This window comes from Leptospira hartskeerlii (genome assembly GCF_002811475.1).
In the GTDB taxonomy this organism is placed as follows: Bacteria; Spirochaetota; Leptospiria; order Leptospirales; family Leptospiraceae; genus Leptospira_B; species Leptospira_B hartskeerlii.
The window spans coordinates 393,986-419,410 of the sequence record NZ_NPDL01000002.1 but is presented as its reverse complement, the minus strand read 5'-3'; the positions used below and the strand labels follow the sequence as shown (position 1 = coordinate 419,410).

24 protein-coding genes are annotated in these 25,425 nt (G+C 42.2%); 7 read left to right on the top strand and 17 right to left on the bottom strand.

All coding sequences use genetic code 11. The annotated features are described in order from the left end of the window. Position 1: 1 nt before the first annotated feature. Genes CH352_RS04925 through CH352_RS04870 form a run of 12 tightly spaced genes read right to left on the bottom strand, consistent with a single transcriptional unit; the run spans position 2 to position 11,519 of the window. A complete protein-coding gene (locus tag CH352_RS04925) occupies positions 2-1,480 on the bottom strand; it encodes an NADH-quinone oxidoreductase subunit N (protein ID WP_100705403.1) in 1,479 nt (492 codons plus the stop codon). Then, positions 1,477-3,126, bottom strand: coding sequence for a complex I subunit 4 family protein (locus CH352_RS04920; protein ID WP_100705404.1), 1,650 nt, complete (start codon positions 3,124-3,126; stop codon positions 1,477-1,479). Before CH352_RS04920 ends, CH352_RS04925 begins: the two co-directional genes overlap by 4 nt. Beyond that, positions 3,127-5,058, bottom strand: a complete 1,932-nt coding sequence (gene nuoL / locus CH352_RS04915; protein WP_100705405.1) for an NADH-quinone oxidoreductase subunit L — start codon at positions 5,056-5,058, stop codon at positions 3,127-3,129. It lies immediately after the preceding gene. Between the two features lie 4 nt (positions 5,059-5,062). Next, a complete protein-coding gene (nuoK, locus tag CH352_RS04910) occupies positions 5,063-5,398 on the bottom strand; it encodes an NADH-quinone oxidoreductase subunit NuoK (protein WP_020768973.1) in 336 nt (111 codons plus the stop codon). Then, a complete protein-coding gene (locus CH352_RS04905) occupies positions 5,395-6,006 on the bottom strand; it encodes an NADH-quinone oxidoreductase subunit J family protein (protein ID WP_100705406.1) in 612 nt (203 codons plus the stop codon). The genes nuoK and CH352_RS04905 overlap by 4 nt, the downstream gene beginning before the upstream one ends. Next, on the bottom strand, positions 6,000-7,058 hold the full coding sequence (gene nuoH / locus CH352_RS04900; RefSeq protein WP_100705407.1) for an NADH-quinone oxidoreductase subunit NuoH: 1,059 nt from the start codon (positions 7,056-7,058) through the stop codon (positions 6,000-6,002). Before nuoH ends, CH352_RS04905 begins: the two co-directional genes overlap by 7 nt. Positions 7,059-7,061: 3 nt before the next feature. After that, on the bottom strand, positions 7,062-8,357 hold the full coding sequence (gene nuoF / locus CH352_RS04895) for an NADH-quinone oxidoreductase subunit NuoF (RefSeq protein WP_086448364.1): 1,296 nt from the start codon (positions 8,355-8,357) through the stop codon (positions 7,062-7,064). 11 nt (positions 8,358-8,368) lie between these two features. Continuing rightward, complete coding sequence (locus CH352_RS04890; RefSeq protein WP_100705408.1) at positions 8,369-8,848, bottom strand: NADH-quinone oxidoreductase subunit NuoE family protein; 480 nt, start codon at positions 8,846-8,848, stop codon at positions 8,369-8,371. Continuing rightward, complete coding sequence (locus CH352_RS04885) at positions 8,848-10,062, bottom strand: NADH-quinone oxidoreductase subunit D (protein WP_100705755.1); 1,215 nt, start codon at positions 10,060-10,062, stop codon at positions 8,848-8,850. The genes CH352_RS04890 and CH352_RS04885 overlap by 1 nt, the downstream gene beginning before the upstream one ends. A 10-nt stretch (positions 10,063-10,072) precedes the next feature. After that, a complete protein-coding gene (locus tag CH352_RS04880; protein ID WP_100705409.1) occupies positions 10,073-10,594 on the bottom strand; it encodes an NADH-quinone oxidoreductase subunit C in 522 nt (173 codons plus the stop codon). Continuing rightward, a complete protein-coding gene (locus CH352_RS04875) occupies positions 10,591-11,151 on the bottom strand; it encodes an NADH-quinone oxidoreductase subunit B (protein ID WP_100705410.1) in 561 nt (186 codons plus the stop codon). The genes CH352_RS04880 and CH352_RS04875 overlap by 4 nt, the downstream gene beginning before the upstream one ends. Then, positions 11,142-11,519, bottom strand: coding sequence for an NADH-quinone oxidoreductase subunit A (locus tag CH352_RS04870; protein ID WP_036089115.1), 378 nt, complete (start codon positions 11,517-11,519; stop codon positions 11,142-11,144). The genes CH352_RS04875 and CH352_RS04870 overlap by 10 nt, the downstream gene beginning before the upstream one ends. Positions 11,520-11,856: 337 nt before the next feature. Here CH352_RS04870 and CH352_RS04865 point away from each other — a divergent pair, with 337 nt between their 5' ends. Together CH352_RS04865 and CH352_RS04860 are read left to right on the top strand one after the other, a co-directional pair. Then, positions 11,857-12,321 carry a MaoC family dehydratase gene (locus CH352_RS04865; RefSeq protein ID WP_008594866.1) on the top strand — a complete coding sequence of 155 codons (465 nt, stop codon included), beginning with the start codon at positions 11,857-11,859 and terminating at the stop codon, positions 12,319-12,321. Positions 12,322-12,337: 16 nt separating this feature from the next. Continuing rightward, positions 12,338-12,763 (top strand): MarR family winged helix-turn-helix transcriptional regulator, encoded by a 426-nt coding sequence (locus CH352_RS04860; protein ID WP_008594860.1) that lies wholly within the window; start codon positions 12,338-12,340, stop codon positions 12,761-12,763. A 6-nt stretch (positions 12,764-12,769) separates the two neighbouring features. On the opposite strand, the gene CH352_RS04855 is transcribed toward CH352_RS04860, so the two are convergent. Both CH352_RS04855 and CH352_RS04850 read right to left on the bottom strand, forming a co-directional pair. Next, a complete protein-coding gene (locus CH352_RS04855) occupies positions 12,770-14,473 on the bottom strand; it encodes an HsdM family class I SAM-dependent methyltransferase (RefSeq protein WP_100705411.1) in 1,704 nt (567 codons plus the stop codon). A gap of 147 nt (positions 14,474-14,620) precedes the next feature. Next, complete coding sequence (locus CH352_RS04850; protein ID WP_100705412.1) at positions 14,621-15,589, bottom strand: ankyrin repeat domain-containing protein; 969 nt, start codon at positions 15,587-15,589, stop codon at positions 14,621-14,623. 207 nt (positions 15,590-15,796) lie between these two features. On the opposite strand from CH352_RS04850, the gene CH352_RS04845 reads away from it, so the two are divergent. From CH352_RS04845 to ileS, 5 genes are all read left to right on the top strand, one after another. Further along, positions 15,797-17,287, top strand: coding sequence for an amidase (locus tag CH352_RS04845; protein ID WP_100705413.1), 1,491 nt, complete (start codon positions 15,797-15,799; stop codon positions 17,285-17,287). A 57-nt stretch (positions 17,288-17,344) separates the two neighbouring features. Continuing rightward, a complete protein-coding gene (locus CH352_RS04840) occupies positions 17,345-17,824 on the top strand; it encodes a flavin reductase family protein (protein WP_100705414.1) in 480 nt (159 codons plus the stop codon). Positions 17,825-17,894: 70 nt separating this feature from the next. Next, positions 17,895-20,126, top strand: coding sequence for a phosphoribosylformylglycinamidine synthase subunit PurL (gene purL, locus CH352_RS04835; RefSeq protein WP_100705415.1), 2,232 nt, complete (start codon positions 17,895-17,897; stop codon positions 20,124-20,126). Next, on the top strand, positions 20,123-20,767 hold the full coding sequence (locus CH352_RS04830) for a leucine-rich repeat domain-containing protein (protein WP_100705416.1): 645 nt from the start codon (positions 20,123-20,125) through the stop codon (positions 20,765-20,767). The genes purL and CH352_RS04830 overlap by 4 nt, the downstream gene beginning before the upstream one ends. A 3-nt stretch (positions 20,768-20,770) precedes the next feature. Further along, entirely contained in the window at positions 20,771-23,509 is a 2,739-nt protein-coding gene (ileS, locus tag CH352_RS04825) for an isoleucine--tRNA ligase (RefSeq protein ID WP_100705417.1), read from the top strand. A 39-nt stretch (positions 23,510-23,548) separates the two neighbouring features. Here ileS and CH352_RS04820 read toward each other — a convergent pair whose 3' ends face one another. The 3 genes from CH352_RS04820 to CH352_RS04810 all read right to left on the bottom strand — a co-directional run bounded on the left by CH352_RS04820 (position 23,549) and on the right by CH352_RS04810 (position 25,417). Further along, positions 23,549-24,235 carry a DUF1003 domain-containing protein gene (locus CH352_RS04820; RefSeq protein WP_100705756.1) on the bottom strand — a complete coding sequence of 229 codons (687 nt, stop codon included), beginning with the start codon at positions 24,233-24,235 and terminating at the stop codon, positions 23,549-23,551. Between the two features lie 14 nt (positions 24,236-24,249). After that, positions 24,250-24,969, bottom strand: coding sequence for an LA_1326/LA_4305 family lipoprotein (locus tag CH352_RS04815; RefSeq protein ID WP_425268938.1), 720 nt, complete (start codon positions 24,967-24,969; stop codon positions 24,250-24,252). Between the two features lie 85 nt (positions 24,970-25,054). After that, positions 25,055-25,417: an STAS domain-containing protein gene (locus CH352_RS04810; RefSeq protein ID WP_100705418.1), complete on the bottom strand. Its 363-nt coding sequence runs from the start codon at positions 25,415-25,417 to the stop codon at positions 25,055-25,057. Between the last annotated feature and the right edge of the window lie 8 nt (positions 25,418-25,425).

Genomic DNA, 25,425 nt, shown 5'->3' with positions numbered 1-25,425 from the left:
CTTACTTTTGTAATTCTGCGGACTTGCTTGCGAACTTTAAATTATTCAGATCCTTAGGCTGGATAAAATACCATCCCACTAATACTGCCGCCAAAGAAATTGCAGATACGAATATGACACCGTAACTTGCTTTAGGAGAATCTAATTTAGAAATTTCTCCTTCTTCAGATCTCATGTAGGCGAATATTCCCACTTTTACATAATAATATAACGCTAATGCGGAGTTTGCGATCCCTCCGATGAGTAACCATCTTGAGATCAAATCCGTTCCTTCTGCGATCTTTTGGAATAAAAATAATTTTGCCCAGAATCCGCCCAAAGGAGGAATTCCAGCTAAGGAAAGGAAGAAGATGAATAATACAAAGCTAGTCCAAGGCCTGGATTTTGCGAGTCCGGCGATGGAATCATACGTTACGTGCTGATTGCCTTCTTCTAAGAAAGAAAGGACTGCAAATGCCCCCAAACTCATGAAAGAATAAATGATCAGATAAAATAATGCTTCTTCTTTTCCGCCCAAAGAAATTCCTGCGACCACATAGCCGGCATGAGCAATGGAAGAATATGCCAAAACTCTCTTTAAACTTGTTTGCTTTAAAGCCACAAAGTTTCCGTAAGTCATCGACATGAGTGCTAAAATTCCCATGATCCAGGTCCATTCTCCACCGGAAATTGGAGCAGGAAATTTTGAAAAAACGACAAGCAATAATCCCATGGAAGCGGACTTAGATGCCGTGGCCATAAATCCGGTAACAGGAGTTAGTGCACCTTCGTAAGCATCAGGTGTCCAAGAGTGATACGGGAACAACGCGATCTTGAATGAGATCCCGGTTAATAAAAGTAATAATCCGATCTTTGTAAAATTGGAATCAAATCCCGAACTAAGCAAAGGTTTTAAAGAATCTTGTAAATGGGTTGTTCCGGATCCACCGAACAAAAACGCCATTCCGAATAAGAAAAATCCTGTGGAAAAACTTCCCAAAAGAAAATACTTCAAGCTGGCTTCTAAAGAATACACGTCACTTCTTGCCATTCCTACCAGAACATACAAGCAAACCGACATCAATTCTAATCCGACGAAGATGGTAACCGTATCTGTTCCGGAAGTCATCAGGAACATTCCAACCACCGAGAAAAGAAGAAGAGGATAGAATTCAGGAAATTCCATATTATGTTGTTCTAATACTCTTGGAGAAGCAAGAACGGTGCAGAATGCTGCGACTAAATACAACGCCCCAAACCAAAAACCTAAGGTGGAAATTTCATAATGTCCTGAAAAATAAGATCCAAGTCCTGGATTTGACTGAGAAATAAACAAAGAAAAGAATGCGGCGATCAAAACCAGACCGGAAGTAAATCTGACGATCCTAAATTCGAATCCTTGGAAAATGAATTGCAATCCGAGTAATAAGATCCCTCCTCCTGAAAGAACCAAGATAGGAAGAATAGAAATTAGATCGTTGGAATTTGGAATTAAATTCATTCTTCCGCCTCTTGGGACACTGTCTTTTTACCGGGGATCCCCGTTCCTCTTCCGGAACTGATCCTATCCTCATAACTAGGAGGCTCTGCACCCAGGGTCCTATAATTTATAAATTTCTTCTTGGTGTTTCTCAAATTACCTTCTTGTTCCAAAAAGGCTCTTTCTTGTAGAGCCTGCTTAGAAGTCAGATTCAACACGACTCTCGCGCTAGGTTTTAAATAAGTCAGTAGAATGTTCGGAAAAATCCCGGTTAATATTATAATTCCTGCAACTATAGAGACTATAAACTTCTCTCGCACATTTAAAGGAGAAAGACCGGAAGATAAGGAATTCGGTTCTCCAAAGAGCAAGTTTCGAGCAAAGTATAACATATATCCAGCCGCAAAGATCACTGCAGTGCCCGCTAAAAATCCGTAAAGAAGGCTATATTTGAAAGTTCCGATTAGGACTAAAAATTCTCCTACAAATCCATTTGTGCCGGGAAGCCCAGCACTCGCAAAAGCAGCAAGGCCGATCGTTACTGCCAAAAATGGAGCGGATTTAGCAAGACCGGAATAATCCTTCAATTCGTTGGTTCCAGTTCTTTCATGCAAGAATCCTAATATAAAGAACAAAAGCCCGGAGGTGAATCCATGATTCACCATTTGGAGCATTCCGCCTGCTACTCCTTCTTCCGTGAGAGTCAAGATTCCCAAGATGCAGAATCCCATATGCGAAAGAGAAGAGAAAGCTACCAGACGTTTGCTGTTTTTCTGGGTTAGCGCAACGAGAGCCCCGTAAACAATTCCTGCAACTGCAAGAGCGGTAAGTAGATTACGATATTCTAAAAATACCTGAGGGAAAAGTGGGATCGCCACTCTAACATATGCGAATAGTCCGATCTTTAAGAGAATACCCGCCAAGTCAACGGACCCGACAGTCGGCGCTTCTTCGTGAACATCAGGCATCCAAGTGTGAAAAGGAAATAAAGGTACCTTGATCGCAAATGCAAAACTAAATCCGACAAATAACCAAAACTTAATATTTGCAGGAATAGAATTCAAAGAGACCACTGCCAATTCTTCCAAATCGAATGTGTGAGTGTAATGATATAATACCAAAATACTCGCTAACATGAAAACGGATCCGGTAAATGAGAATACCAGATACTTCATTGCAGCCTTAATTCTCCCCTTCTCTCCCCAAATTCCCACCATCAACGTGAAAGGTAGAACCATCCATTCCCAGAAAACGTAAAATTGGATCAGGTTGACCGAAAGAAATACTCCGATCACTCCTGTTTCTACCAAAAGAAGAAGTATAAAAAATTCTCTGACCCTTTCCTTTACATTAGAAAAAGCGGATAAAGCCGAAAGAAAGAATAGAAGAGCCGACATCGTGACTAACAGCAAAGAGAACCCGTCTATCGCAATATGATAGTCCAGTCCTCCTGACTGTAATTCTATAAAGTTCCAGATACGATGAGAAAATTGAAAACCACTGTCCCCTTTTAGAAATTCCAAAAAGAGAGGAATCGTCATCGCGAGAACTCCGAGAGTTACGATCGAAGACCAAACGCGAACCCATTTTTCATTTTTAGAGATGAATAAAAAAGGGATCCCTAAAACGGGCAAAAATAACAGAATGCTTAAATAGTACTGGGGCACTTAGATTCCCCTCCATAAGAATACGGACAAAATCAAAACAGTCCCTAAGACAATTAGAAAAGCGTAATCTACTACTGTTCCTGTCTGGATCCTACGTAGGAATGAAGAGATTCCTCCGGAAAACTTTCCAGTTCCGGTTAAAACTTTATCTATCAAACGTTTCTCCACCACTTCAGATAAAAATTCAGAGAAAGCAGAAATCGGCCCGATCAAAACGTTTTTAAAAATTTCATCTATGTAGTATTTGTTTGCAGGAAGAATTCTCCAACCTGTATATGAAGATTCATCTGAAGGTAGTTTCTCTTTTTTACCGAAAAAGAACCAGTAAATCCCGACCCCAAGTAAAATCGCTCCTAAGGAAAATCCAGCTAGTAGGAGTTCCAACTCATGGCTCAAATGATGGACTTCCAAAGCCCCCTGTTGCTGAGAATAATACAGTAATCCTTTCGCAAAAACAGGTGAGAAGTATTTCTCTAAGAAATCAATTCCACCACCTAAAGATTCGGGAACCAATAAATATCCGGAGAATGCGGCACCCAATGCCAAGATCACCAAAGGTACGGTCATGGTCCAAGGAGATTCATGAGGATGCACATGAGAAGAGACTCTTGATTTTCCGGTAAATGCCAAGAACGTTAGGCGAAACATATAGAATGTAGTTAAGAAAGCCGTAGCGATTCCCATCCCGAAAAATACCGGATGAAAATAGAATGCCTTTTCTAAGATCAAATCTTTAGAGAAAAATCCACTAAATGGTGGAGCTCCTACAATGGCCAAGGTTCCCAAGAGGAAGGTCCACCAAGTGATCTTCATCTGATCTTTAAGTCCCCCCATTCTTCTCAAATCCTGCTCATCGGACAAGCCATGGATTACGGAACCGGAACCCAAGAAAAGAAGCGCCTTGAAAAATGCATGAGTCAATAAGTGAAAGAGTCCAGCTACATATGCTCCTGTTCCCATTGCGACAAACATATAACCCAGCTGAGAAACTGTAGAATAAGCTAAAACTTTTTTGATATCGTTTTGATAAACACCGATGGTCGCTGCGAAGAACGCGGTGAATGTTCCGATACAAACGATCCAAAAACCTACTTTAGGAACTAAGATAAAAATAAAATTCAATCTTGCGATCAGGAATAGTCCAGCAGTCACCATTGTTGCCGCGTGGATCAAAGCGGAAACCGGAGTTGGTCCAGCCATTGCGTCCGGCAACCAAACATGGAATGGGAACTGAGCAGACTTACCCATTGCGCCTATAAAGAAGCAAATCGCGACAAAGGGAAGTGCATTCAGTAAAAACTTTGCTTGAGGCAAAGATTCAGAAATTGCAATAAAAGAAACAGAACCAGAAAGCCAATAAGTGAGAGCAATCCCACCTATCATTGCTAAGTCAGCGATCCTATTTGTAACGAAAGCCTTAATACTTGCCTGTGCTGCATTTTCTTTATGAGTATCAAAACCGATCAGAAGATAAGAACAAAGTCCCACGCCTTCCCAACCGAAGAATAGAACTACCAGGTTTTCCGCTAAAACCAAATGGAGCATGAAAAATACGAATAAGTTCAGATAGGAAAAAAATCTTCCGATCCCAGGGTTTCCTTTCATATATCCGATCGAATATAAATGGATCAAACTTCCGATCCCAGTGATGATCAGAGCCATAAAAAGAGAAAGTTGATCTACTTGGTAAGCAAGATCCGCTTTAAAATTCCCGACTTCTACCCAATTGAATAGAGTTACAATTTGAGCATCCTGTCTTTCTAAAGGATGAAATTGCAGATAAGCGAATACGCTCGCAGCAAAAGCAACAAAAGACAATAAGGTCCCGATCGCACCGGAAAAACCCTTCCAATATCTTCCGAATAATGTATTTAATACGGATCCAAGAAGAGGAGAAAAAACTAGAACGGATATTAGGATTTCCCAACTCATCGCATTACCATTTCATTAAATTCATTTCGTCTACGAAACTCGTCTTTTTCTTTCTGTGAATTGCGACCACTAAAGCCAAACCGATCGCCGCTTCCACGGCGGCGATTGCCATCACAAAAAAAACTACCACTTCTCCCTGCACCTGATGAAGCGATTTTGAAAAAACAACGAATACCAAATTTACGGAATTCAGCATGAGTTCTATACTCATGAAGATGACAACCGCACTTCTTCTAAATAAAACACCGGCGACACCGATGGAAAAAATAATACAGGCAAGAATAAGCAGATATTCCACTGGAATTCCTGCAAGAGTTGGTTTCAGAATTCCCGGATTCATGGCTCCCCTTCTTCTGTTTTTTTACCTAAATTCTTTTTTCCTAATATAACCGCACCGAGTACGGCGGCTAAAAGTAATATGGAAACGATTTCGAAAGGAAGAAGGTAATCCAAAAACATGGAACTTCCCACCGCAGCAGTATTCCCTTCCGCAATCACGCCGACCTTTCCTTCTTCCGATTTGGATAATGTATACTCGTAAGAACCAGACTCGGAATATCCTTTAGGAGAAGCTTCCGTATTCGGAATACCTTCCTTTACGGAATGGATAAGCACGATTGCAAGTAATACAACCACAGAAAGAACCAAAACTTTTTTGAGAGGATGATTCCAAAGTTTTGCAATTCCTTCGTCATGCAAGGAGAGAAGCATCAGAACGAAAACTACAAGCACCATGATAGCGCCCGCGTAAACTAAAACTTGCATGGTAGCCACAAAAACGGAACCGATGACCGCATAAATTCCGGCTAACGCAAAAAAAGAAAGCACAAGTAAAACAGCTGAGCTAATAGGATTCGGATGGAAAACAACTCCTAGGGCTCCGGCAACCAATACTCCGCTAAATATAAAAAAGAGCAGAAGCCCCGGATTATCGAATATCCCTACCATTTCCAGAAACCATCCAAACCAACGTAAACGCTTGCGATCAAAATATTTGCCACAGCCCAAGGGATCATTTTTTTCCAGCCGATCGTCATCAACTGATCGTATCTGAATCTAGGCAGGGTCCATCTTACCCACATGAATAAAAATGCGAAAAATAGGACCTTAAGGGCGAAAAACCCGAGTCCAGCCCAAGCTTGCCAGATAGAGCCGCTTAACCAACCGAAAGGTAGATGATATCCACCAAAGAATAAAATGGTAACCACACAACTCATAGTGATCATATTCATGTATTCTGCGATGAAGAATAATGCGAATTTGAATGCTCCGTATTCCGTATGAAACCCTACTACCAATTCGGATTCGGCTTCGGCCAAGTCGAAAGGAAGTCGATTTGTTTCTGCAAACATTGCGACTACGAAAACGGAAAACGCAATAAAGCCAGGAAGTTTAAAAATATTCCAAAGGCCGATCTGAGCATCATTGATATCGGTGAGTTTTAAAGATCCGGTCAAGATCACGATAGACGCCACAGAAAGACCAAGAGGCAACTCGTAACTGATCATCTGAGCCGTCGCGCGGATCCCGCCGATCAAAGAATATTTATTATTACTGGACCAACCCGCTAAAATGATCCCATAAACTGAAAGACTGGAGATCGCAAATAAAAACAAGATCCCCGTATCAGGATTTGCAATTTGAAGATCTAAATATGGAGAACCGATCTCTTTCGCAAGCCATTCAGGTAACATAACCGTTCCACCCAGAGGAACCACAGCCCAGGCCATAATAGCACAGGTCATAGAGATCGCAGGAGCGACCAAATACATGACCTTGTTCACATTCTGAGGAAAGATCTCTTCCTTGGTTAAAAACTTGATCCCGTCCGCCAAAGGTTGCAATAGACCGAGAGGCCCCGCACGGTTCGGGCCTTTTCTGTCCTGGATAAATCCGGCTACTTTACGTTCTGCTAATGTATAATATGCACAAGCAGTAATGAACACTAAGAAAAAAAGCGCACTTTTTAATAACCAGAGTAGAACTAAATTCCAATCCATGGTTCAGACTCCAGTCCGAGCAGGAATTTGTTCTTCTTTGCCTGCTTTGTCTTTTAATCTGGCTTCGAATTCATGTTTGAATTTTAAGATAGTCGGTCTGACCGCCCCTACACAGGCATCAGAAAGAGGACAGATGGTTGTTCCACCTTCCATATTTCTAGCTAAGGAAAGAATAAGATCCAAGTCCGCACTCGTTCCTTCTCCTTCTCTGATCTTATGTAGCAGGTCCCTTACCCAATGAGTACCTTCTCTGCAAGGAGTACATTGTCCGCAGGATTCATGCGCGTAGAATCTTGCAAATCGATACGTGGTTTCCACAAGATCAGTGCCCTCGCCGATCACGATCACCGCTCCGGAACCAAGCATCGTCTTATGAGCCGCCATGGATTCGAAATCCATATTTGCAGTTTTACACTCTTCTGCGGTAAGGATCGGAACGGAAGAACCGCCTGGGATCACCGCTTTTAACGGGACGTCGTCCAGCATTCCACCGCAAAGATCATTCACTAATTCTAATAAAGGAGTTCCTAATTCTATCTCATAAACTCCAGGCCTTTTCACATGACCGGAAACGGAGAATAAACGTGTTCCTGGAGATTTTTCAGTCCCGATCTTAGAATACCAGTCAGCACCCTTGTCCAAAATATGAGGAACAGTGGAAAAAGTTTCCACGTTATTAACCACAGTAGGACAACGATATAAACCGGAAACCGCAGGAAATGGAGGTTTTAATCTTGGATGACCCCTACGACCTTCCAAAGAATTGATGAGTGCAGTTTCTTCTCCGCAGATATAAGCACCTGCTCCAGCATACAGTACCAGATCAAAATCGAATCCGCTACCTAAGATATTCTTACCAAGATATCCTTTTGCATAGGCCTCATCGATTGCCTTCTGCATGGAATCGATCCCTTTGTTAAATTCTCCACGGATATAAAAAAATCCTTTGTTTGCACCGATCGCCTTTGCACCAATTACCATCCCCTCAATGATCTGGTGGGGAAGGTTCTCTATTAGTTTACGATCTTTGAATGTTCCAGGTTCTCCCTCGTCCGCATTACAGATCAAATATTTGGGTTTTGGAATATCTTTAGGAATAAAGGACCATTTGAGTCCTGTAGGGAAACCGGCTCCCCCTCTTCCTCTCAAACCTGATTTTTTAACGATCTCTATAATTTCTTCCGGCGCGATTGACAGCGCCTTTTTCATCCCGTCGTAACCGTGGACCGATTCGTAAAATTCCAATTCGTTCGAACGGGGATCGTCTATAAATTTAGTTAGGATTTTCATTTCTGCCATAACGTTTCCCCTTAGGTCAAATCCTTCAGGATCTCATCCATTTTTTCGAACGTTAGATTTTCATAATATGCATCGTTGATCTGGACCATTGGAGCGTATCCACATGCACCCAGACATTCCACTTCTTCCAAAGTGAATTTCTTATCGGGAGTAGTTTCTCCCAATTCTATTCCGAGATTAGAGCAGATATGCTTTTCGAGTTTATCATTTCCTCTCATATAACAAGAAGAAGTCCCACAAATCTGGATATGATACTTTCCTACAGGCTTTTTGTTGTATAAGGTATAAAAGGTAGCAACACCATATACTTGAGCAAGAGAAATAGGAGAACCTATCTTCTCCGCAAGCGCTTCCATTCCTTCTCTATCTACAAACCCTTGTTCTTTTTGTAGGAGGTACAACCCAGGGAGGATCACACTTCTTTTATCCGGGAACATCTCCAATAGTTTGTCCAGTCTGGCAACCGATTGGGAAGAAAATTGATAACTCATCAGCAGTCCAGCTCCCCTGCGATCACATTCATAGAACTCATCGTAGCGACCGTATCCGCAAGAAGTGAACCTTTTACTAATTCAGGAAAAGACTGATAAAACCAGAAACATGGCCTACGAACATGCACTCTCCAAGGAGACTTCTCCCCTTCGGAAACGATATAAAATCCGAGTTCACCGTTAGCAGCTTCGGTCGCCATATAATATTCTCCTTTAGGGACTTTAATCCCGTGCATGATCAATTTGAAATGGTAGATCAACTCTTCCATATTCTTATAAACCTTGCTCTTATCAGGAAGATAAATATGAGGAATATCTGCGTGATGCGGACCTGTAGGAAGACCATTGATGAGCTGCTCCACGATACGAAGAGATTGTCTCATCTCTTCCATGCGAACAAGAGTCCTATGAAGAACGGAACCGTCCTCTCCCACAGGAATATCAAAGTCGACCTTATCATAGAACATATAAGGATCGTCCTTACGAGTGTCCCAGGGAACTCCTGCTGCTCTCAAATTAGGACCGGAATAACCGTAAGAGATCGCGTTCTCAGCCGAGATCCCTCCGATACCTTCCGTTCTATCCATAAAGATCCTATTATTTATTAATAAAGACTGAAACTCTTCTATCGCAGGACGAAGACCCTTGATGATCGTCTTAACATCTTTTTCAAACTCAGGATAAATATCTTTTTCGAGTCCGCCAACTCTGCAGAATGTAGTGGTAAGTCTTGCGCCTGTGAGTTTTTCCAGGACCTGATAGATATTCTCTCTATGATGGAATAAATGCAACATCCCGGAGAATGCCCCAAGATCCACTCCCAAAATACCATTGCAGATAATATGGTCCATTACTCGAGAAAGTTCGGAAACGATCATACGCACGTAAGTTACTTTATCCGGAACTTCTATCTGGAGCATTTTTTCGACAGCTAAGATCCATCCTATATTATTCAAAGGAGTGGATACGTAATTCATCCTGTCGGTGCAAACTAAGAACTGATTATAAGTATAACGTTCTCCTAATTTTTCGAAACTGCGATGCACATAGCCGATCACAGATTCTGCATCCACCACTCTTTCCCCATCCAGTTGGATCACATTCTGCAAGATCCCATGAGTAGAAGGGTGAGAAGGTCCCAAGTTCACAAGTAGATGTCCTTCCGGGAGCTTTTTCTGTTTGAGGCTGAAATGTTCCGCGGTTTTTTCGTACATCGCTGTCATCTTAAGCCTCCATATCTTCTTTTAAGTGAATGGTGAGAAGGTCTTCTACCAGATAGTCCTGACCGAAACCTTCTAAAGGATAATCTTTTCTTAATGGATGACCTTGGAAATTATCAGGCATGATAAGACGATCCATTCTAGGATGGCCTGTAAAACGGATACCGAAAAGATCGTAAACTTCTCTCTCCGGCCAATTGGCACCTTTGAAGATGTTAATAATACTTGGAACTTCTTCACCTTCTTCCAATGCTACGCGGAATTGTACTCTTGTGGAAGATTTGTTTCCGGAGCGGAGAAGGTAACAGACTTCGAATCTGGGAGTTTTTTTACCCAGCCAATCTATTGCAGTCAGATCGTTTAGATAATTCAGTTCAATCCCGGGAGCTGTCTTTAAAGTGGAAAGAACAGGGACAATTCCTTCCGGTTTCAAGAAGAATGTAGGAAGATTCGTGAGTATTTCTTCTTCCTTGGAAATAAAATAAGAAAATTTGTCTTTTAGGAAACTCTGGATTGTTTCTTTCATTGGACGACCAGGGGTTTGTTTCTTTCGTTCATTTCCCGGATCTTATCCATTACTTCCTGTCTTCTGGCTTCTAACCCTTGGGTTTTTACTTTTTCCTGAAGTTTGATTACAGCGTCCAAAAGTGCTTCTGGTCTAGGGGGACAACCCGGAACATATAGATCGACTGGAAGGATCCTATCGATTCCCTGCAGAACAGAGTAAGCATGGAACATTCCACCGGAAGAAGCGCAGGCCCCATAGCTGATCACAAACTTGGGCTCGGCCAATTGGTCGTAAATTTCGCGAAGCACCGGAGCCATTTTGTAAGTGATAGTCCCAAGAACTAAGATCATATCCGCCTGTCTAGGAGAGAAAGAAGGTCTTTCTGCTCCGAACCTGGCGATATCGTAGTCCGCACACGCAGTACTCATGTATTCTATCCCGCAACATGCAGTCGCGAAAGGATAAGGCCATAAGGAGTAGCTTCTTCCCCAATTGATGACGGAATCAACCGTAGCGATCTGAAAAGAATCTCCGTAAGACGATCCGGGCTGAGCAAGTTGTTCATTTAATCCCATTCTAAGGCCCCCTTCTTCCGAATATAATACAGTCCAACCACGAGGGTGAAAATAAAAACAAACATCTCTATCAGAAGAAAATTACCAAGTCCCGCCTCTTTGAATGATTTTAAATTCACGGCGTACGGGAAAAGAAAGATCGCTTCTATATCGAAAAGTATAAACAGAACTGCGACTAAGTAAAACTTGATATTAAACAATCCCTTTGCATCCCCGTAATACGGTACCCCGCACTCAAAAGTGTCGTGAGGTTTGGATTTTTTTTTGGGGTTTAGAAGGAATGCGAGTCCGAGTATGAGAGCGGAGAATCCTACTCCCAAGAGGAATTGAATCAGCAGGGGGCCTAGGTGGTCCGGCGAACTTCCCATATCTAACTTCTATCAAACTCCCATACTCACCTATGTCAATCTAAAATCCCGAAAGGGGCCTTTGGAAGAGATCGGAAGACCGAATTCTATCATTTTCGAATTTTACAATTAACCTTTTTCCGAAATGAGAACGTTTTTCAATAGAAACCAAAAAAGCAGAACGAGTGTTCTATCGCTCCGAAAAGAACTTTAAGTTTTCCTAAAATACTGTGTCTCGGCATCCCAAAAAAATTGAATCTCCAACAGAACAGTCGTTCTGGTTTTTCCCAAAAAGTTGGTGACAAAACTATTTAAGGCCATAGGGTATTGGACATATAGATACCAGGGACAAAATTAAATGGCTAAACTCGTACTATCCAGCTTCGCAGAATTACAAGCATACGAAGGAAAAGAATTAGGCGTATCCGACGCTCACGAAATCACCCAGGCACAGATCGACACATTCGCAAACGCGACTCTGGACCACCAATGGATCCATACAGATCCTGCAAGAGCCGCTAAAGAATCCCCTTTCGGGACTACTATCGCTCACGGTTATCTTACACTTTCTATGGCTCCTTATCTTTTGAGCCAAATCTTAGAATTACGAAACATCAAAATGGGGATCAACTACGGAATGGAAAAGCTCCGCTTTTTAGATCCAGTTAAGGTGGGTTCCAAGCTGAAACTTAGAGCGGAATTGGTGGAATTGAAGGACCTGAGAGGGACCGCAAGAATGACCTTAAAGCTCAGCTTCGAAGTAGAAGGTGCTGCAAAACCTGCTGCTATCGGCGAAGTGATCTATCTTTACCAATTCGCCTAATCGGCAGGTATTCAAAATGAATCCTCGTACGATCATTTATCTGATTTCTAGGATCAGGGACGAATTCCATAGACGTTTGAATTCGGAACTGAAAGACAAGGGTCTGGGCCAATTGACCACTACTCATGCGGATATTCTATTCGCGCTTGCAATGTCGAAAAGGGTTCCGATGCAAGATATCGCTCGGATGATAGATAGGGATAAATCCACTCTGACAGCACTTGTGGATAAACTGCAAGATCTTGGTTATGTGGAACGGGTCAGAGATACTCAGGACCAAAGAGTGGTCAACCTGCAACTTACCCGCAAAGCCTACTCGATCCGACCTGTTATGCTCGGGATCTCCAGATCATTGCTTGCTGGTCTTTATAAAGGTTTTACCGAGCCGGAAAAGAAAGACCTGGTCCGGCTTTTAGACAAACTTTATAAAAATCTAAAGTAGTTACTCTTACAACCCGGTTAAGAATTCGGTCTCGATACTCTTAAGTATCGCTTCTTCATCCGGGTTTCTGATACCTTTTTCCCCTTTCTGTCTACGACCTGGAGTCCAAGGACGGATCATATTCCTATAATTATGGAGTAATTTTCCGATCTTCTCCTTCTCCGCTTCTTTTAATTTTCTAAAATCGGGAACAAGAAGAGAATTCAGATCTCCCGGTTCTACTTTTCGTAGCCCTTGAGCGTATTCCCTAGTTCTAGATTCCAATTCTTTGCGAACATGAGGAGTGATCAGATAAGCAAATAAATATTCTTCGAAATGAGCATACTCCGGTTTCGCGGAAAATCCGTGAAAACAAGTGAGATGAACTGCAGGGCTTTGGTTGAACACGAATCTAACTTCTTCCCTATGAAATGAAGTGGCTAAGATCCTGCAGGGCCCTCTGTTTTCCTGAGAATGCCAAGGCTTTCTTTTGGAAGGAAGAAAACGTTTAGGCACACCTCGTTTGATCCCTTCCTCCAGATATTTGTTAATACCTTCTTGTTCATTATTGTTCGGGACTTCCTTTGCGTCGAGTAACCATACCTTGGCTCCTTGGGACTTCAAAGTGATCCAATCATCTCCGGTAAAAAATGGAGAAAGTGCGTACTGAGCTTTCGGAATTGAGGACCTGAGATAGTTTCGAGGAATGGATAAGTTCGAAGCGTCTTTTTCGGATAAAAGAAAATATCCGTTGTCCCCTGTCGCGATTCCTCTTCTAAAACTTCCGAATTCCTTAATAGGGACCCATCCTTGACTAATATCTTCGGACATAGTCACATAATTATTGTTAGGTGAATTTTTATCATCATTTTTTATGTTTTGTATCGGTTCCGAGTCGTCGCTCAATAATCTAGTCCACTTTGCCTCGGCATCGGGACGGATTTTTCTCCAGACCATTTCGGATAGCTCTATACTTTCTCCTTTAATGAATGATGAAGTCCTAGACCAAAGAAAACCTTCTTCGTTCGTTCTTGAATTCTCCAAGAATAGTATACAGGAAGAAGTTACAGCTCCAGTGAACAAAGACCAGGAAGAATCTAAGATAAGTATACGACGAAGATATCCGGATTGAATAATCGCTTTTTTTATCGGAACTCCGTATCCAGCGTTCAAGAATTCGTAAGGCACAAGTATGGAAGCCCTTCCTCCGGGTCCTAAAATCCTTAGTATACGGAGTAGAAAGAAGACATATAAGTTTGCAGTACCTGGAATCTCATCTTTAATGTCCTCCGCGAATTGACGGATCAATTTTTTCCCGTGTTTAGAATGGCTGAGGCGGAGATACGGAGGATTGCATAGTATGATGTCGTAGTTTTCTTTCTTTTCGTTTTGTAGGAAGTCCCCTAACACCAAATGAAAACGATTTTTGGATATACCGGCTCTCTCCAGGTTTTGTATACACTTTTCATGTAGGACTGGATCGATCTCCCAACCATGAAACTCACTATCTAATTTTGGAAAACGATCCTGGAATTCTTGGAAAAAAATTCCTTCTCCCATTCCCGGATCCAAAACTTTTAGTTTTTTTCCTTCTAAAGCGGCTTTGGTTTCGGAAACCCATTCCAACATAGGACTCACTAAAGCAGAAGGCGTGAAGAATTGTCCTAAAGCTTTCTCTTTGGCTTTAGTATCCGGATTTTCTAGAGGAGGGTCTTCGCATGGAACGATCATGAAAGAAATTTTCGCCTATATAACGTTGATATGACGACGAATCTACATGACAACCTTACAATTGTTAGAGGTTTTTAGAAAAAAGAATCGTATACCTAAAAGTTACTTCGGTATACTCTAAAAACTGTATACTAAAAAGATTTTGAATTATTGTGTCTTGGAGGAAAGTTTTTCGGCCAAAATCCGCTCTATTTCATCCAGATGATATTCTTTTGCCAGATCTAGTGCCGTCTTACCTTGGTTATCCGCAAGTGTAAGGTCTGATCCGAGTTGGATCAATTTTTGAGCTGCAGAAATATTTTTTCTCAGGATGGCTTCGATAAGAGGAGTTTTTCCTTCTGCGTCTCTATGATTTAGATTTGTTCCAGCTTTAGCTAAAACATCCAAAATTTTCAGGTCAGTTTGTTTAGCCTCTGTAGCATAATGAAAAGCGTTTCTTGCACCGACTTGGTGAGTCCCATTAGGAGTGTGAACATCTTTTAATCTGCTAGTGAACACTGCTTTTGAACCATTCGCTAACAAATATTCTGCGATCGCCAAATTAGAAGGAGAAGAAGCGCCTCCCACGGCTAAGAAGAGTGGATATTCTTCGATCCCGCCCGGATCATGATTTGGGTTAGCACCGTTCTCTATCAGAAATTTTACTAAAACTAGGCTTTGGTTCCGGATCGCCATATTGAGAAGGGAAACCGGTTTTTGATCCTCACCTTTTCGAGCGGTGTATTCTACTAATGCGCCGGACTCGATCAATCGTTTTGCTTCGGCAAGATCGTCCATATCCGGAATTTTTACTTTTAAGATGGGAAGTAAACGATAGAATAATACGGAATTCCCATCCACATCTTGGGCGTTAATATTTGCTCCGTGTTTGATGAGAAACTCGACTACGTCCTCACCTTCTGCGAGCATGATAGCCGTGCGACCATCATCATCCTTAGCGTCCACTGTGGCGCCTTGGGTCAAAAGTAATTCTACCTTGCGAAGGTCCCCTTCTTTAACCGCGGATAAAAATTGCTTGTCCAGCTCGGTATCGGCTTCAATTGCCAAACTGAATACGAAAACGAGCACCGCCCAGCTTCCGCGTCTAAGTTTGCCGTATTTTGCCAATAAATCCATTATTCCGATCACCGATATTTACCCATCCTGATTTTAGCTGCGATTCTATAAATGAAAATTCCCTTTGGCTGGGGAATATCCTTGACCCTAGTGGGCTAGGCCTTATGCCTCTCTCCCTTAGAGCGTTTTATTCGGTAAATGGTTCCCAGGATTCTGCCTCGGATTTGCCACTTCGACCGAGTCCTAAATCCCTTCTGGCGGAAGAATATGAGCAGTACAAAATTCCCATTCGATTCTTATGATACTATCGGTCTTGCTGATTTAATCAGAAAGAAGAAGATCCAGCCCAAGGAATTATTAGATTTTTCTGAATCTAAGATAGATAGATTCAATCCGGAACTGAACGCTGTCGTCTTGAACACGATCGACAAAGCAAGGGAAGAGTTGAGATCAGGTAAGATACCTAAGGGACCTTTTTACGGAGTTCCACTTCTCATTAAGGATCTATTACATCATGTGAAGGGACAAAACATCACTTCAGGTTCCAGGGCTTACAAGAATTATATTCCATCCGAGGACAGTGTATTTGTTTCTAAGCTTAGGAATGCCGGATTTCTTTTTATAGGCACTACGAATACTCCTGAATTTGCTTTAATGGGAATTACTGAGCCAAAGTTTCATGGACCAACTCGAAATCCTTGGGACCCGGAAAGAACTCCTGGCGGTTCTAGCGGTGGAGCGGGAGCTGCAGTTGCATCCGGAATGAGTTCTATTGCAACAGGTTCAGATGGTGGAGGATCGATTCGGATCCCTGCTGCCTATTGTGGACTATTCGGATTAAAACCTAGTAGAGGAAGAGTTCCAGTTCGTCCTTACGGAAGAGTTTGGCAAGGTGCTTCTCAAGATCATGTTCTTACTAAATCCGTTCGAGACAGCGCAGCCGCTTTAGATATAGTTTCAGGTGCAGGGATAGAAGAAGCATTTTCTATGGAGAAAAATAAAACTTCTTATCTTTCCGAGGCGAAGAAGTCGCCGGGCAAACTTAAGATAGCATATTCATTCGCTTCTCCGATCGGGACACCGGTGAACCAAGATCACATAGACGCGTTACACGACACAGTGAAACTCTTAAAATCATTGGGCCATAAATTAGAAGAAAATTCTCCTCAGGTGGACGGAAAACGTATAGCAAAGGCGTATGTGACCATGTATTTCGGAGAAGTCGCTTCCGAGATCTCTCGTTTGGACAAAGTTTTGGGTAGAAAAGCGAAGATGGGAGATGTGGAATCCACAACTTGGATCTTAGGATTATTAGGACGATCCATATCCGCGGGAGAATTTGTATCTGCAATTCGGTATTGGGACGAAGCCGCTTATATCTCGGAAACCTTTTTAGAAAATTATGATCTATATTTGACCCCGACCACTGCAGAACCTCCTGCTAAAATCGGAGAACTTGCTCCTAAACTATATGAAGAAATTGCAATGCAGATCATCGGAAGAATAGGAACAGGTAAATTACTTTTGGCCACCGGTATGGTGGACCAGCTTGTGGAAAAAAATCTTTCTAGAACTCCGTTCACTCAGTTAGCAAATCTTACGGGGCAGCCTTCCATGTCTGTTCCTCTTTCTAAAACGACTCTTGGTCTACCGATCGGGATGTTATTCACTTCCAAAAGAGGAAGAGAAGATATACTCTTCCGACTAGCGGGACAATTGGAAAAGGAAAGACCTTGGGCGGATATTAAGAAGTCCTAAAAATTTTTTAGGACAATTCACTTTACAAATAGGATCAAAAAAAAGGATCTACTTACTATGTCTTTCAGCGCGGACGAATTCAAAAATTCACTCTCTCATTTTGCATCCGGGGTAACTGTGGTGACTTTTTCCGATACCACTAGAGCCGGAGGATTGACCGTTAGCAGTTTCAGCTCACTTTCTTTAGATCCACCTCTGGTACTTTTTAATCTCCAAAAGAACATAGCAAGTCACGATCCATTGCTTGCTTCCGGTCTATTTACAGTGAATATTCTATCTTCAGACCAACAGGAACTTTCCAACCAATTTGCGTCCGGCAAAATAGACAAACATGAACTGATCCAAAAACTAGCCTGCGATCTGGGGCATAACGGAGTGCCTTTCTTAAACGGCACCTTGGCCAGGATAGAATGTGAACTGGAAAAACAAGTGGATGGAGGAGATCATACGATAGTGATCGGTAGAGTCATATCTGCCGTATCCGATGACTCTAAAAGACCTCTTTTGTATTACCGTAGGAACTACTACAATATCTGAACCATAAGGGCGGTATTTCCGCTCTAAAATAGTTTTCATTGGGGGCCAAGTCAGAAAAACTGGTCCCGTAATGGAAAAAGAATCCGTCTCCCTCCAAGACGCTCTCGAACACGGTCTTACCTCAGAAGAATTTAGCAAAATCCAGGAAATCCTAGGCAGAACCCCTAACTCCACAGAACTCGGAATTTTCTCCGCAATGTGGTCGGAACATTGCTCTTATAAAAATTCTATCCTTCAATTAAAAACTCTTCCAACAAAGTCTGATAAACTTTTGGCCCAAGCGGGAGAAGAGAATGCCGGAGCCATGGACATTGGCCAAGGACTGGCAGTTGTTTTCAAAATAGAAAGTCATAATCACCCTACTGCAGTGGAACCTTACCAAGGTGCAGCCACAGGAGTGGGCGGGATCATGAGAGATATTTTTACAATGGGAGCAAGACCCATCGTATCTTTAAACTCTCTTAGATTCGGCAACCCGGACGAACCTAGAAATAAATACTTATTATCCAGAGCGGTCAAAGGGATCGGAGATTACGGTAACTCATTAGGTATCGCGGTCTCAGGTGGAGAACTGTTCATAGACGAATGTTTTTCCAAGAACCCTTTAGTGAATGCGATGACTGTTGGAATTGTCAGACATGACCAGATGGCAAGCGCAACCACCGGAGGAAAGGTGGGTAACGCGGTATTCATCGTCGGCTCCACCACAGGTAGAGACGGTATCCACGGCGCATCCTTTGCTTCCAAAGATCTAACTAAAGAATCAGAGTCAAAACGTTCCGCTGTCCAAGTAGGCGATCCTTTTATGGAAAAACTACTGATGGAAGCGTCACTCGAAGCGATCCAGAAAAAACTTTTAGTCGGCATCCAAGATATGGGAGCTGCCGGAATTTCCTGCGCTACTTCAGAGATGAGTGCCAAAGGAAAATCCGGAATGAAGATCAATCTGGATCTCGTTCCTTTCCGCGAAACCGGAATGAATGCCTATGAAGCAATGCTCTCCGAAAGCCAAGAAAGAATGTTGGTAATCCCTGAAAAAGGAAAAGAGGACGAGTTAGTCGCCATATTCAAAAAATGGAATCTAAATGCTGTCCAGATCGGAGAAGTGACCGACACCGGATTATTAGAAGTTTATAAAGACGGAAATCTAAAGGCTAAGATCCCTGCTGACACTTTGGTGCTGGGCGGCGGTGCTCCTAGATATGTTAGAGAAACAAAACGTCCTGCGTATTTGGATCAAGTTTCTTCTTGGAGTCCGGATTCAACTCCCGATTTGCAGGAGAATGAAGCGGGAAAAAAACTACTTAAACTATTAAATTCTTGGAATATATCGTCCAGGAAACCGATCATCGAGCAGTACGATACCGAGGTAGGTCTAGTAAAACTGATCGGACCGGGTGCAGATGGAGGATTGTCCGCAATCCCTGATACAGACATGGCATTGGCCACCGCAACGGATTGTAATTCCAGATTCACTTATTTGGATCCATATTGGGGAGCAGCATTCGCAGTATGTGAAGCCGCAAGAAACGTAGCGGTTACAGGTGCAGAACCACTCGGCGTGACCAATAACCTAAACTTTGCAAATCCATATATTCCGGAAAACTATTATATGTTTTCTGAATGTGTCCGAGGAATGGGAGACGCCTGTAGATTTTTAGGACTCCCCGTAACCGGAGGAAACGTTTCCTTCTACAATGAATCTCCGGAAGGCCCGATCTTCCCTACTCCTACTATTGGAATGGTGGGAATTTTGGACAAACAGGAAGAAGTGGTCTGGGGTGCTCCTAAAAAATCGGGACTTTCCTTAGCGCTAATCGGGAAATTCAACCCAAGCTTAGGCGGAAGTGAATACCAAAAGGTTTTCTTAGGCAAAGTGCAAGGACAGATACCTAAATTCGAACTTGCAGATGAAAAAGCGCTATTAGAAGCATTAGTCTCTTTGAGAAAGAACGGAAACTTGTCCTTTGCTAAAGATCTTTCCTTGGGAGGGATCGGAGTAGCACTTGCGAAAATCGTAATGCTTTCCGGGCTTGGGATCAAAGCGGACTTAAGCACGATCAAACAATCCAGAAAAGATCATACACTTTTCGGAGAAAGCGCCTGCTCCGTTCTGATCGGTTACGAAAAAGGAAAAGAAGAAAGTATCAAATCTCTCGTTGCCTCTAAAGGTTTGGACTTCCATTCCGTAGGAATTGTAGAATCAGATCCTAAACTCCAAATAGAAGGATATGGGATCTCCGTCTCCTCAAACGAACTGAAATCGGTTTATGAATCCGGTTTAGAGGAAGTATTCAAATGAGAACCATCCAAAAAATCGGTATAGCCTATTTAATCCTTTGCGCCGCTTTCATTATCTCGGATTGCAGAAGACCTGCTTCCGAAATTTTAAACGAGGCTTCTAAAAATCCAAACTCAGTAGAAAAATTAGATTTGGGACTCGGCAAACTTGGGACAGTTCCTCCTGTTTTATTCACTTTTCCAAATCTGAAATGGTTGGATCTCAGAATGAACGAGCTTACTTCTCTTCCGGAAAATACGGGAGATTGGAGTAATTTAGAACATCTGAATATATACGGAAACGATATAGAAAAACTTCCTGCCTCCGTTTCTAGACTTTCTAGACTCAGATTTTTTTTCGCAGGAAATAACGACTTTGTTGGAATTCCTACAGAACTGACCGGAACTTCTATCGAGGCTATTTATCTGGATTCCAACAAGATCGAATTCAAAGAATCCGATATAGATACCGTTATGCAATTTCCTAAATTAGAAGTTTTGGATCTGGCCAGAAACAGAAAGATCGCTGCGTTCCCTAAAAATTTTGGATTTTTAGCAAGCCATCCTAAATTAAGACTGCTCATCTTAAAAGAGACAGGACTAAAACCCTCTCAGATAGAATCCGCAAGAAAACTTCTCCCTAAAGTGAAGATAGAATTTTAATCTATGAAAGAAGAAGATAAGAAGAATCCATATTCAAATACCGTAATACTCCCTCAAACGGATTTTCCAATGAAAGCCGGGCTCTCCACAAGAGAGCCGGACCAGATCAAAACCTGGCAATCCGAAAAGATCCTTCGTAAAATGCAGGAAAAAAGAAAGGATCGTCCTCAGTTTATTCTTCATGACGGACCTCCGTATGCAAATGGTAACTTTCATACAGGACATGCACTTAATAAGATCCTAAAGGACATGATCGTTAAGTCCAAATTTTTCGCAGGATACCAAACGGATATGATCCCCGGTTGGGATTGTCATGGTCTTCCTATCGAAGTTCAAGTTCTCAAGAACTTAGGCAAAAAAGCGAAAGAGATCGGACCGGAAGAATTAAGAAAACTTTGTAGAGAATACGCAGAACAATTCGTTCAAAAACAAGGACAAGACCTCTCTCGCTTCTTATGTTTTTGGGAAGAAGGCAAGATCTACAAAACGATGAGCCCCGATTTCGAAGCAAAGATCGTAGAAGTTTTCGGAGATCTATTCGAAAAAGGTTATGTATACCGAGGCAAAAAACCTGTTTACTGGTGTATAGAACTTGCGACTGCTCACGCAGAAGCGGAGATCGAATACTATCCTCATAAATCTCCTTCCATCTATGTAAAATTTCCGATCAAGGGACAAGCCGGAAAATTCTGCCTGATCTGGACAACTACCCCATGGACTCTTCCAGCAAACTTAGCGATTAGTTTTAATCCCAAATTCGCATATTCTTTTTACGCGACGCCTAACGGAGAAGAATTACTGCTCGCAGATGGCCTAAAAGAGGCTGTAGAAAAAGCCGCAGAAGTACAACTCACTAAAAAAGGATCGGTTTCCAAGGAAGAACTCTCTAAAATGATCTTCCGTCACCCATTCTTGGATCAGGACTCTATCCCTCTTTTTGGGGAACATGTGACCCTGGATGCTGGAACTGGAGCCGTTCACACAGCACCCGGCCATGGACAGGACGACTATAAGATCGGTTTAGCTGCAGGTTTGGAACCTTATTCTCCTGTAGACGATTACGGTAGATATACTGACGAATTCCCGATGATGAAAGGGATCAAAGTATGGGATGCAAATCCTAAGATCGTAGAGTTACTCAGGGAAAAAAATCTACTACTTCATTATTCCGAATTCGAACATAGCTATCCTCATAGTTGGAGAAGCAAGAAGCCATTGATCTTCCGTGCGACTCCACAATGGTTTTTTAAAATAGATTACCAAGAACTCAGGGAAAAATCCCTAAAGGCGATCGACAAAGTGAGCTGGATCCCTAACTGGGGAATCACCAGGATCCGTTCCATGGTGGAGACAAGACCTGACTGGTGTCTTTCTAGACAAAGAAACTGGGGAGTTCCCATCCCTGCATTTACATGCGAGAATTGTAATGAAACTCATCTAGATGCAAAATCAGTAAAATTCTTCACCGATCTAGTGAGAACCAAAGGAATAGAGATCTGGTATAGCGAGCCTGCGGATTCACTTCTTCCTCCCGATACAAAATGTTCCAAATGTGGATCTTCTTCTTTCAGAAAAGGAAAAGATATTTTGGATGTTTGGTTTGATTCCGGAGTTTCAAACTTTGCGGTATTGAAAGAAAGGGATGGTGAACCCCCTGCCGATCTATATTTGGAAGGTTCGGATCAACATAGAGGTTGGTTCCAATCCAGTCTCTGGCCTTCTATGGCGTTACGCGGAATTCCTCCTTATAAGTCTGTCCTTACCCATGGATATGTTTTGGACGAACAAGGAAGAGCCATGTCCAAGTCTTTGGGCAACGGAATAGATCCGACCACAGATATCATCAATGTATATGGAGCTGATATACTCAGGCTTTGGGTAAGCTCTCAGGATTTCAGAGACGATGTGAGAGTCGGAAAAGAAGGACTCAAGATTATTGCAGACAACTACAGAAAGATCCGTAACACATTCAGATATCTTTTAGGGAATCTGGCGGGACATACTTCCGACCAAAATCTTAGCGCTTCCGATTTGGAAGAAGTAGACAAATACTATCTTTCCAAACTGGCACTACTCTCGGAAGAATTAAAAAACCATTACGAGAATTACCAATTTCACCAAGTATATCAGAAACTTCTGTTATTCTGCACTGTAACACTTTCCCAAGATTATTTCGAGATGATACGGGACAGAATGTACTGCGACCGAAGAGATTCCAAAACCAGAAGATCTTCCTGCACTGCACTCCAAATCGTATTAGAAACTCTTTGTATATACTCCGCTCCAATCTTAAGTTTCACAACGGAAGAAGTATGGAAAGAGAATGGTAAGAAGGAATCGGTATTTACGGAAGAATTCCCGGATCTTTCTTCTTTGAGAAACAAAGATCTAGAAACTAAGTTTGAAGAAGCGCTGGCTGCAAGAGAAACAGTTCACAAATCTTTGGAGTTAGCAAGACAAGCCGGCAAATTGGGAAAATCTTTGGAAGCCGCGGTGGAGATCTCTTCCAAAGCGGAAAACAAATTGCAAAAGGATTTTGCTATAGAGGCATTAGAATTGATCTTTACTGTTTCTCAGGTCGGCTTTGATAAATCGGATAGAGAACAATTATCTGAATATTCGGACGAACATTTTTCAGTTCGAGTTGTAAAACCGAAAGAAGAAGAATGCCCTCGTTGTTGGAGACATCCTGCGGAAGAAAGACATAACGGTCTTTGCAAACGTTGCGCTGCGGCCATCTAAAGGCCGCGGAAACAACACAAAATCCGGCGGCTGAAGATCTTATTTACGATTTCCTAATATTTGCATCATCTGCATCTGGATTTGTTGGATCTCAGTCAACCTACTCCATTGGTTTTTGAGAATATGATCTATCTTTTCGTGAAGATGTCGGATCTCTAACTCGGCCTTTAGATTGATCTTATAATCCATCTCGGATCTGGCGCGGTCCTTTGCTTCTTGCCTATTCTGACTCATCATGATGATCGGAGCTTGGATGGCAGCTAAAGTAGATAATATTAAATTAAGCAAAATGAATGGATAAGGATCGAATTTCCAAAGAGAGAAGAAAGCATTGATCGCAATCCAAACTGCCATGGATAATCCGAACATAAGTATAAATGTCCAACTTCCTCCGAAGTCCGCTACTTTATCCGCAACTCTTTGTCCGAAAGTCAACGTGGACTGGAAAGTTTGGTTGAGATCCTCAGAGATCAGTTCCTGATTTTCTAGGCTATTTCTTACTTCTTCTTCCAAGGAACTTAGTTCGGAAGTTTCCTTCTGGATCATACCCTGGATATACTTCATGGTAGCCAGATTCAATTCTCCTAAGGAGATCATCCCGCTTCCTTCTCTAAATCTTGGATCTTTTTTGATAAGATCCAAGATCTCGGGATTGATATATTCGAAAGAGATTAAGTCTTTAGGGTCCGTTATGGATGGATTTAAACAGCAATATTCCAGATCCATCTTCCTATCCGGATTCAAGGTCTATCGTTTTCGTCGGTGAGTTTAACAGGTTGGTATTGCTTTCTAGGGGTGAACTTGTATTTGCTCGGATTTTTCATATCGAACACGACCCATTTACGCAACGGAAGACCGTCGATTTGCCCGAAGTCCACATTCTCCCCTTCCGAGATCTCAGTTCCGTCAAAGCCGTGAGCCAGCCTGATCTTTTCGATCCTGGTCCAACGGCTAAAATCCAGGGCAGCGTCCCTATCCACAAGCTCACGTTTGACTCGCCCGAATAGAAGATTGATCTTACCTTCTGCCGCCCAAAGAACACAACTGGTTACCTCGTCGAAAGAGATCACTGATTGTGTATCATCATATTTGGAAATGATGAGAAGAAGTTTGTCTTCCGGAAGATTTTTTAGAGTATAAGGAAGGTCCCGTGCGAGTAGGTCCAATTCGTGATCTGAGAAAACGAAGTCCGAAAAATAGCCTACGGAAGAACGTTTAGAATATCTTAAATTTCCGAAATAGTCCTTAATTTTAGCCTGATCCAATTGGATGGGATGTTCCAATTTAATATCTTCGTTTTTGGAAGTTTTATCAAAATCAGGTAGATCCGAAATGCTAATCGTGAAAAATCCCATCCCTTCCGAACGGAACATCCGGTCCTTGAAAAAATAAGGATAACATCCGGAGAAACTAAATGCTAAAAAAAAGATTAGGGAAGTACGGAGAGCTTTTCCCTTCATAAAATCTAAAAGTGAAAAATTCATTACAGGACTCTTGCCGAATTGATTCATCTATTTGTTGGAACTTTTTAGAAGAGTTTCCGGTTCATTCTGTTGTCAGAAATTCCCTAAAGTCGGGGTATTTCTCCAGAAATTCTTCAATGGTGTACAGATTTACAATTCTGTCTAGACCGGAAAGCCTAAAAACGGAATGTAAGGACTTATTTAGCCCGAATATATTCACCGTTCCTTGATGGTCCCGGATCTGATTTCTGACTTTGATGATAATGCCTATACCGGAAGAGTCGATAAACTTTACGAGACCCAAATGAAAGCTGACTACAGGGGGATATCCCTCCTGAACGCTCTCCTCGAACTCCAGGTAAAAGTCCCGGGAATTATCCATCAAGATATCCTCCTGGACCGAAAGTACCAGGTGATTTTCTCGGGTGAGACTTTTAAGAATCATGGGAAAAT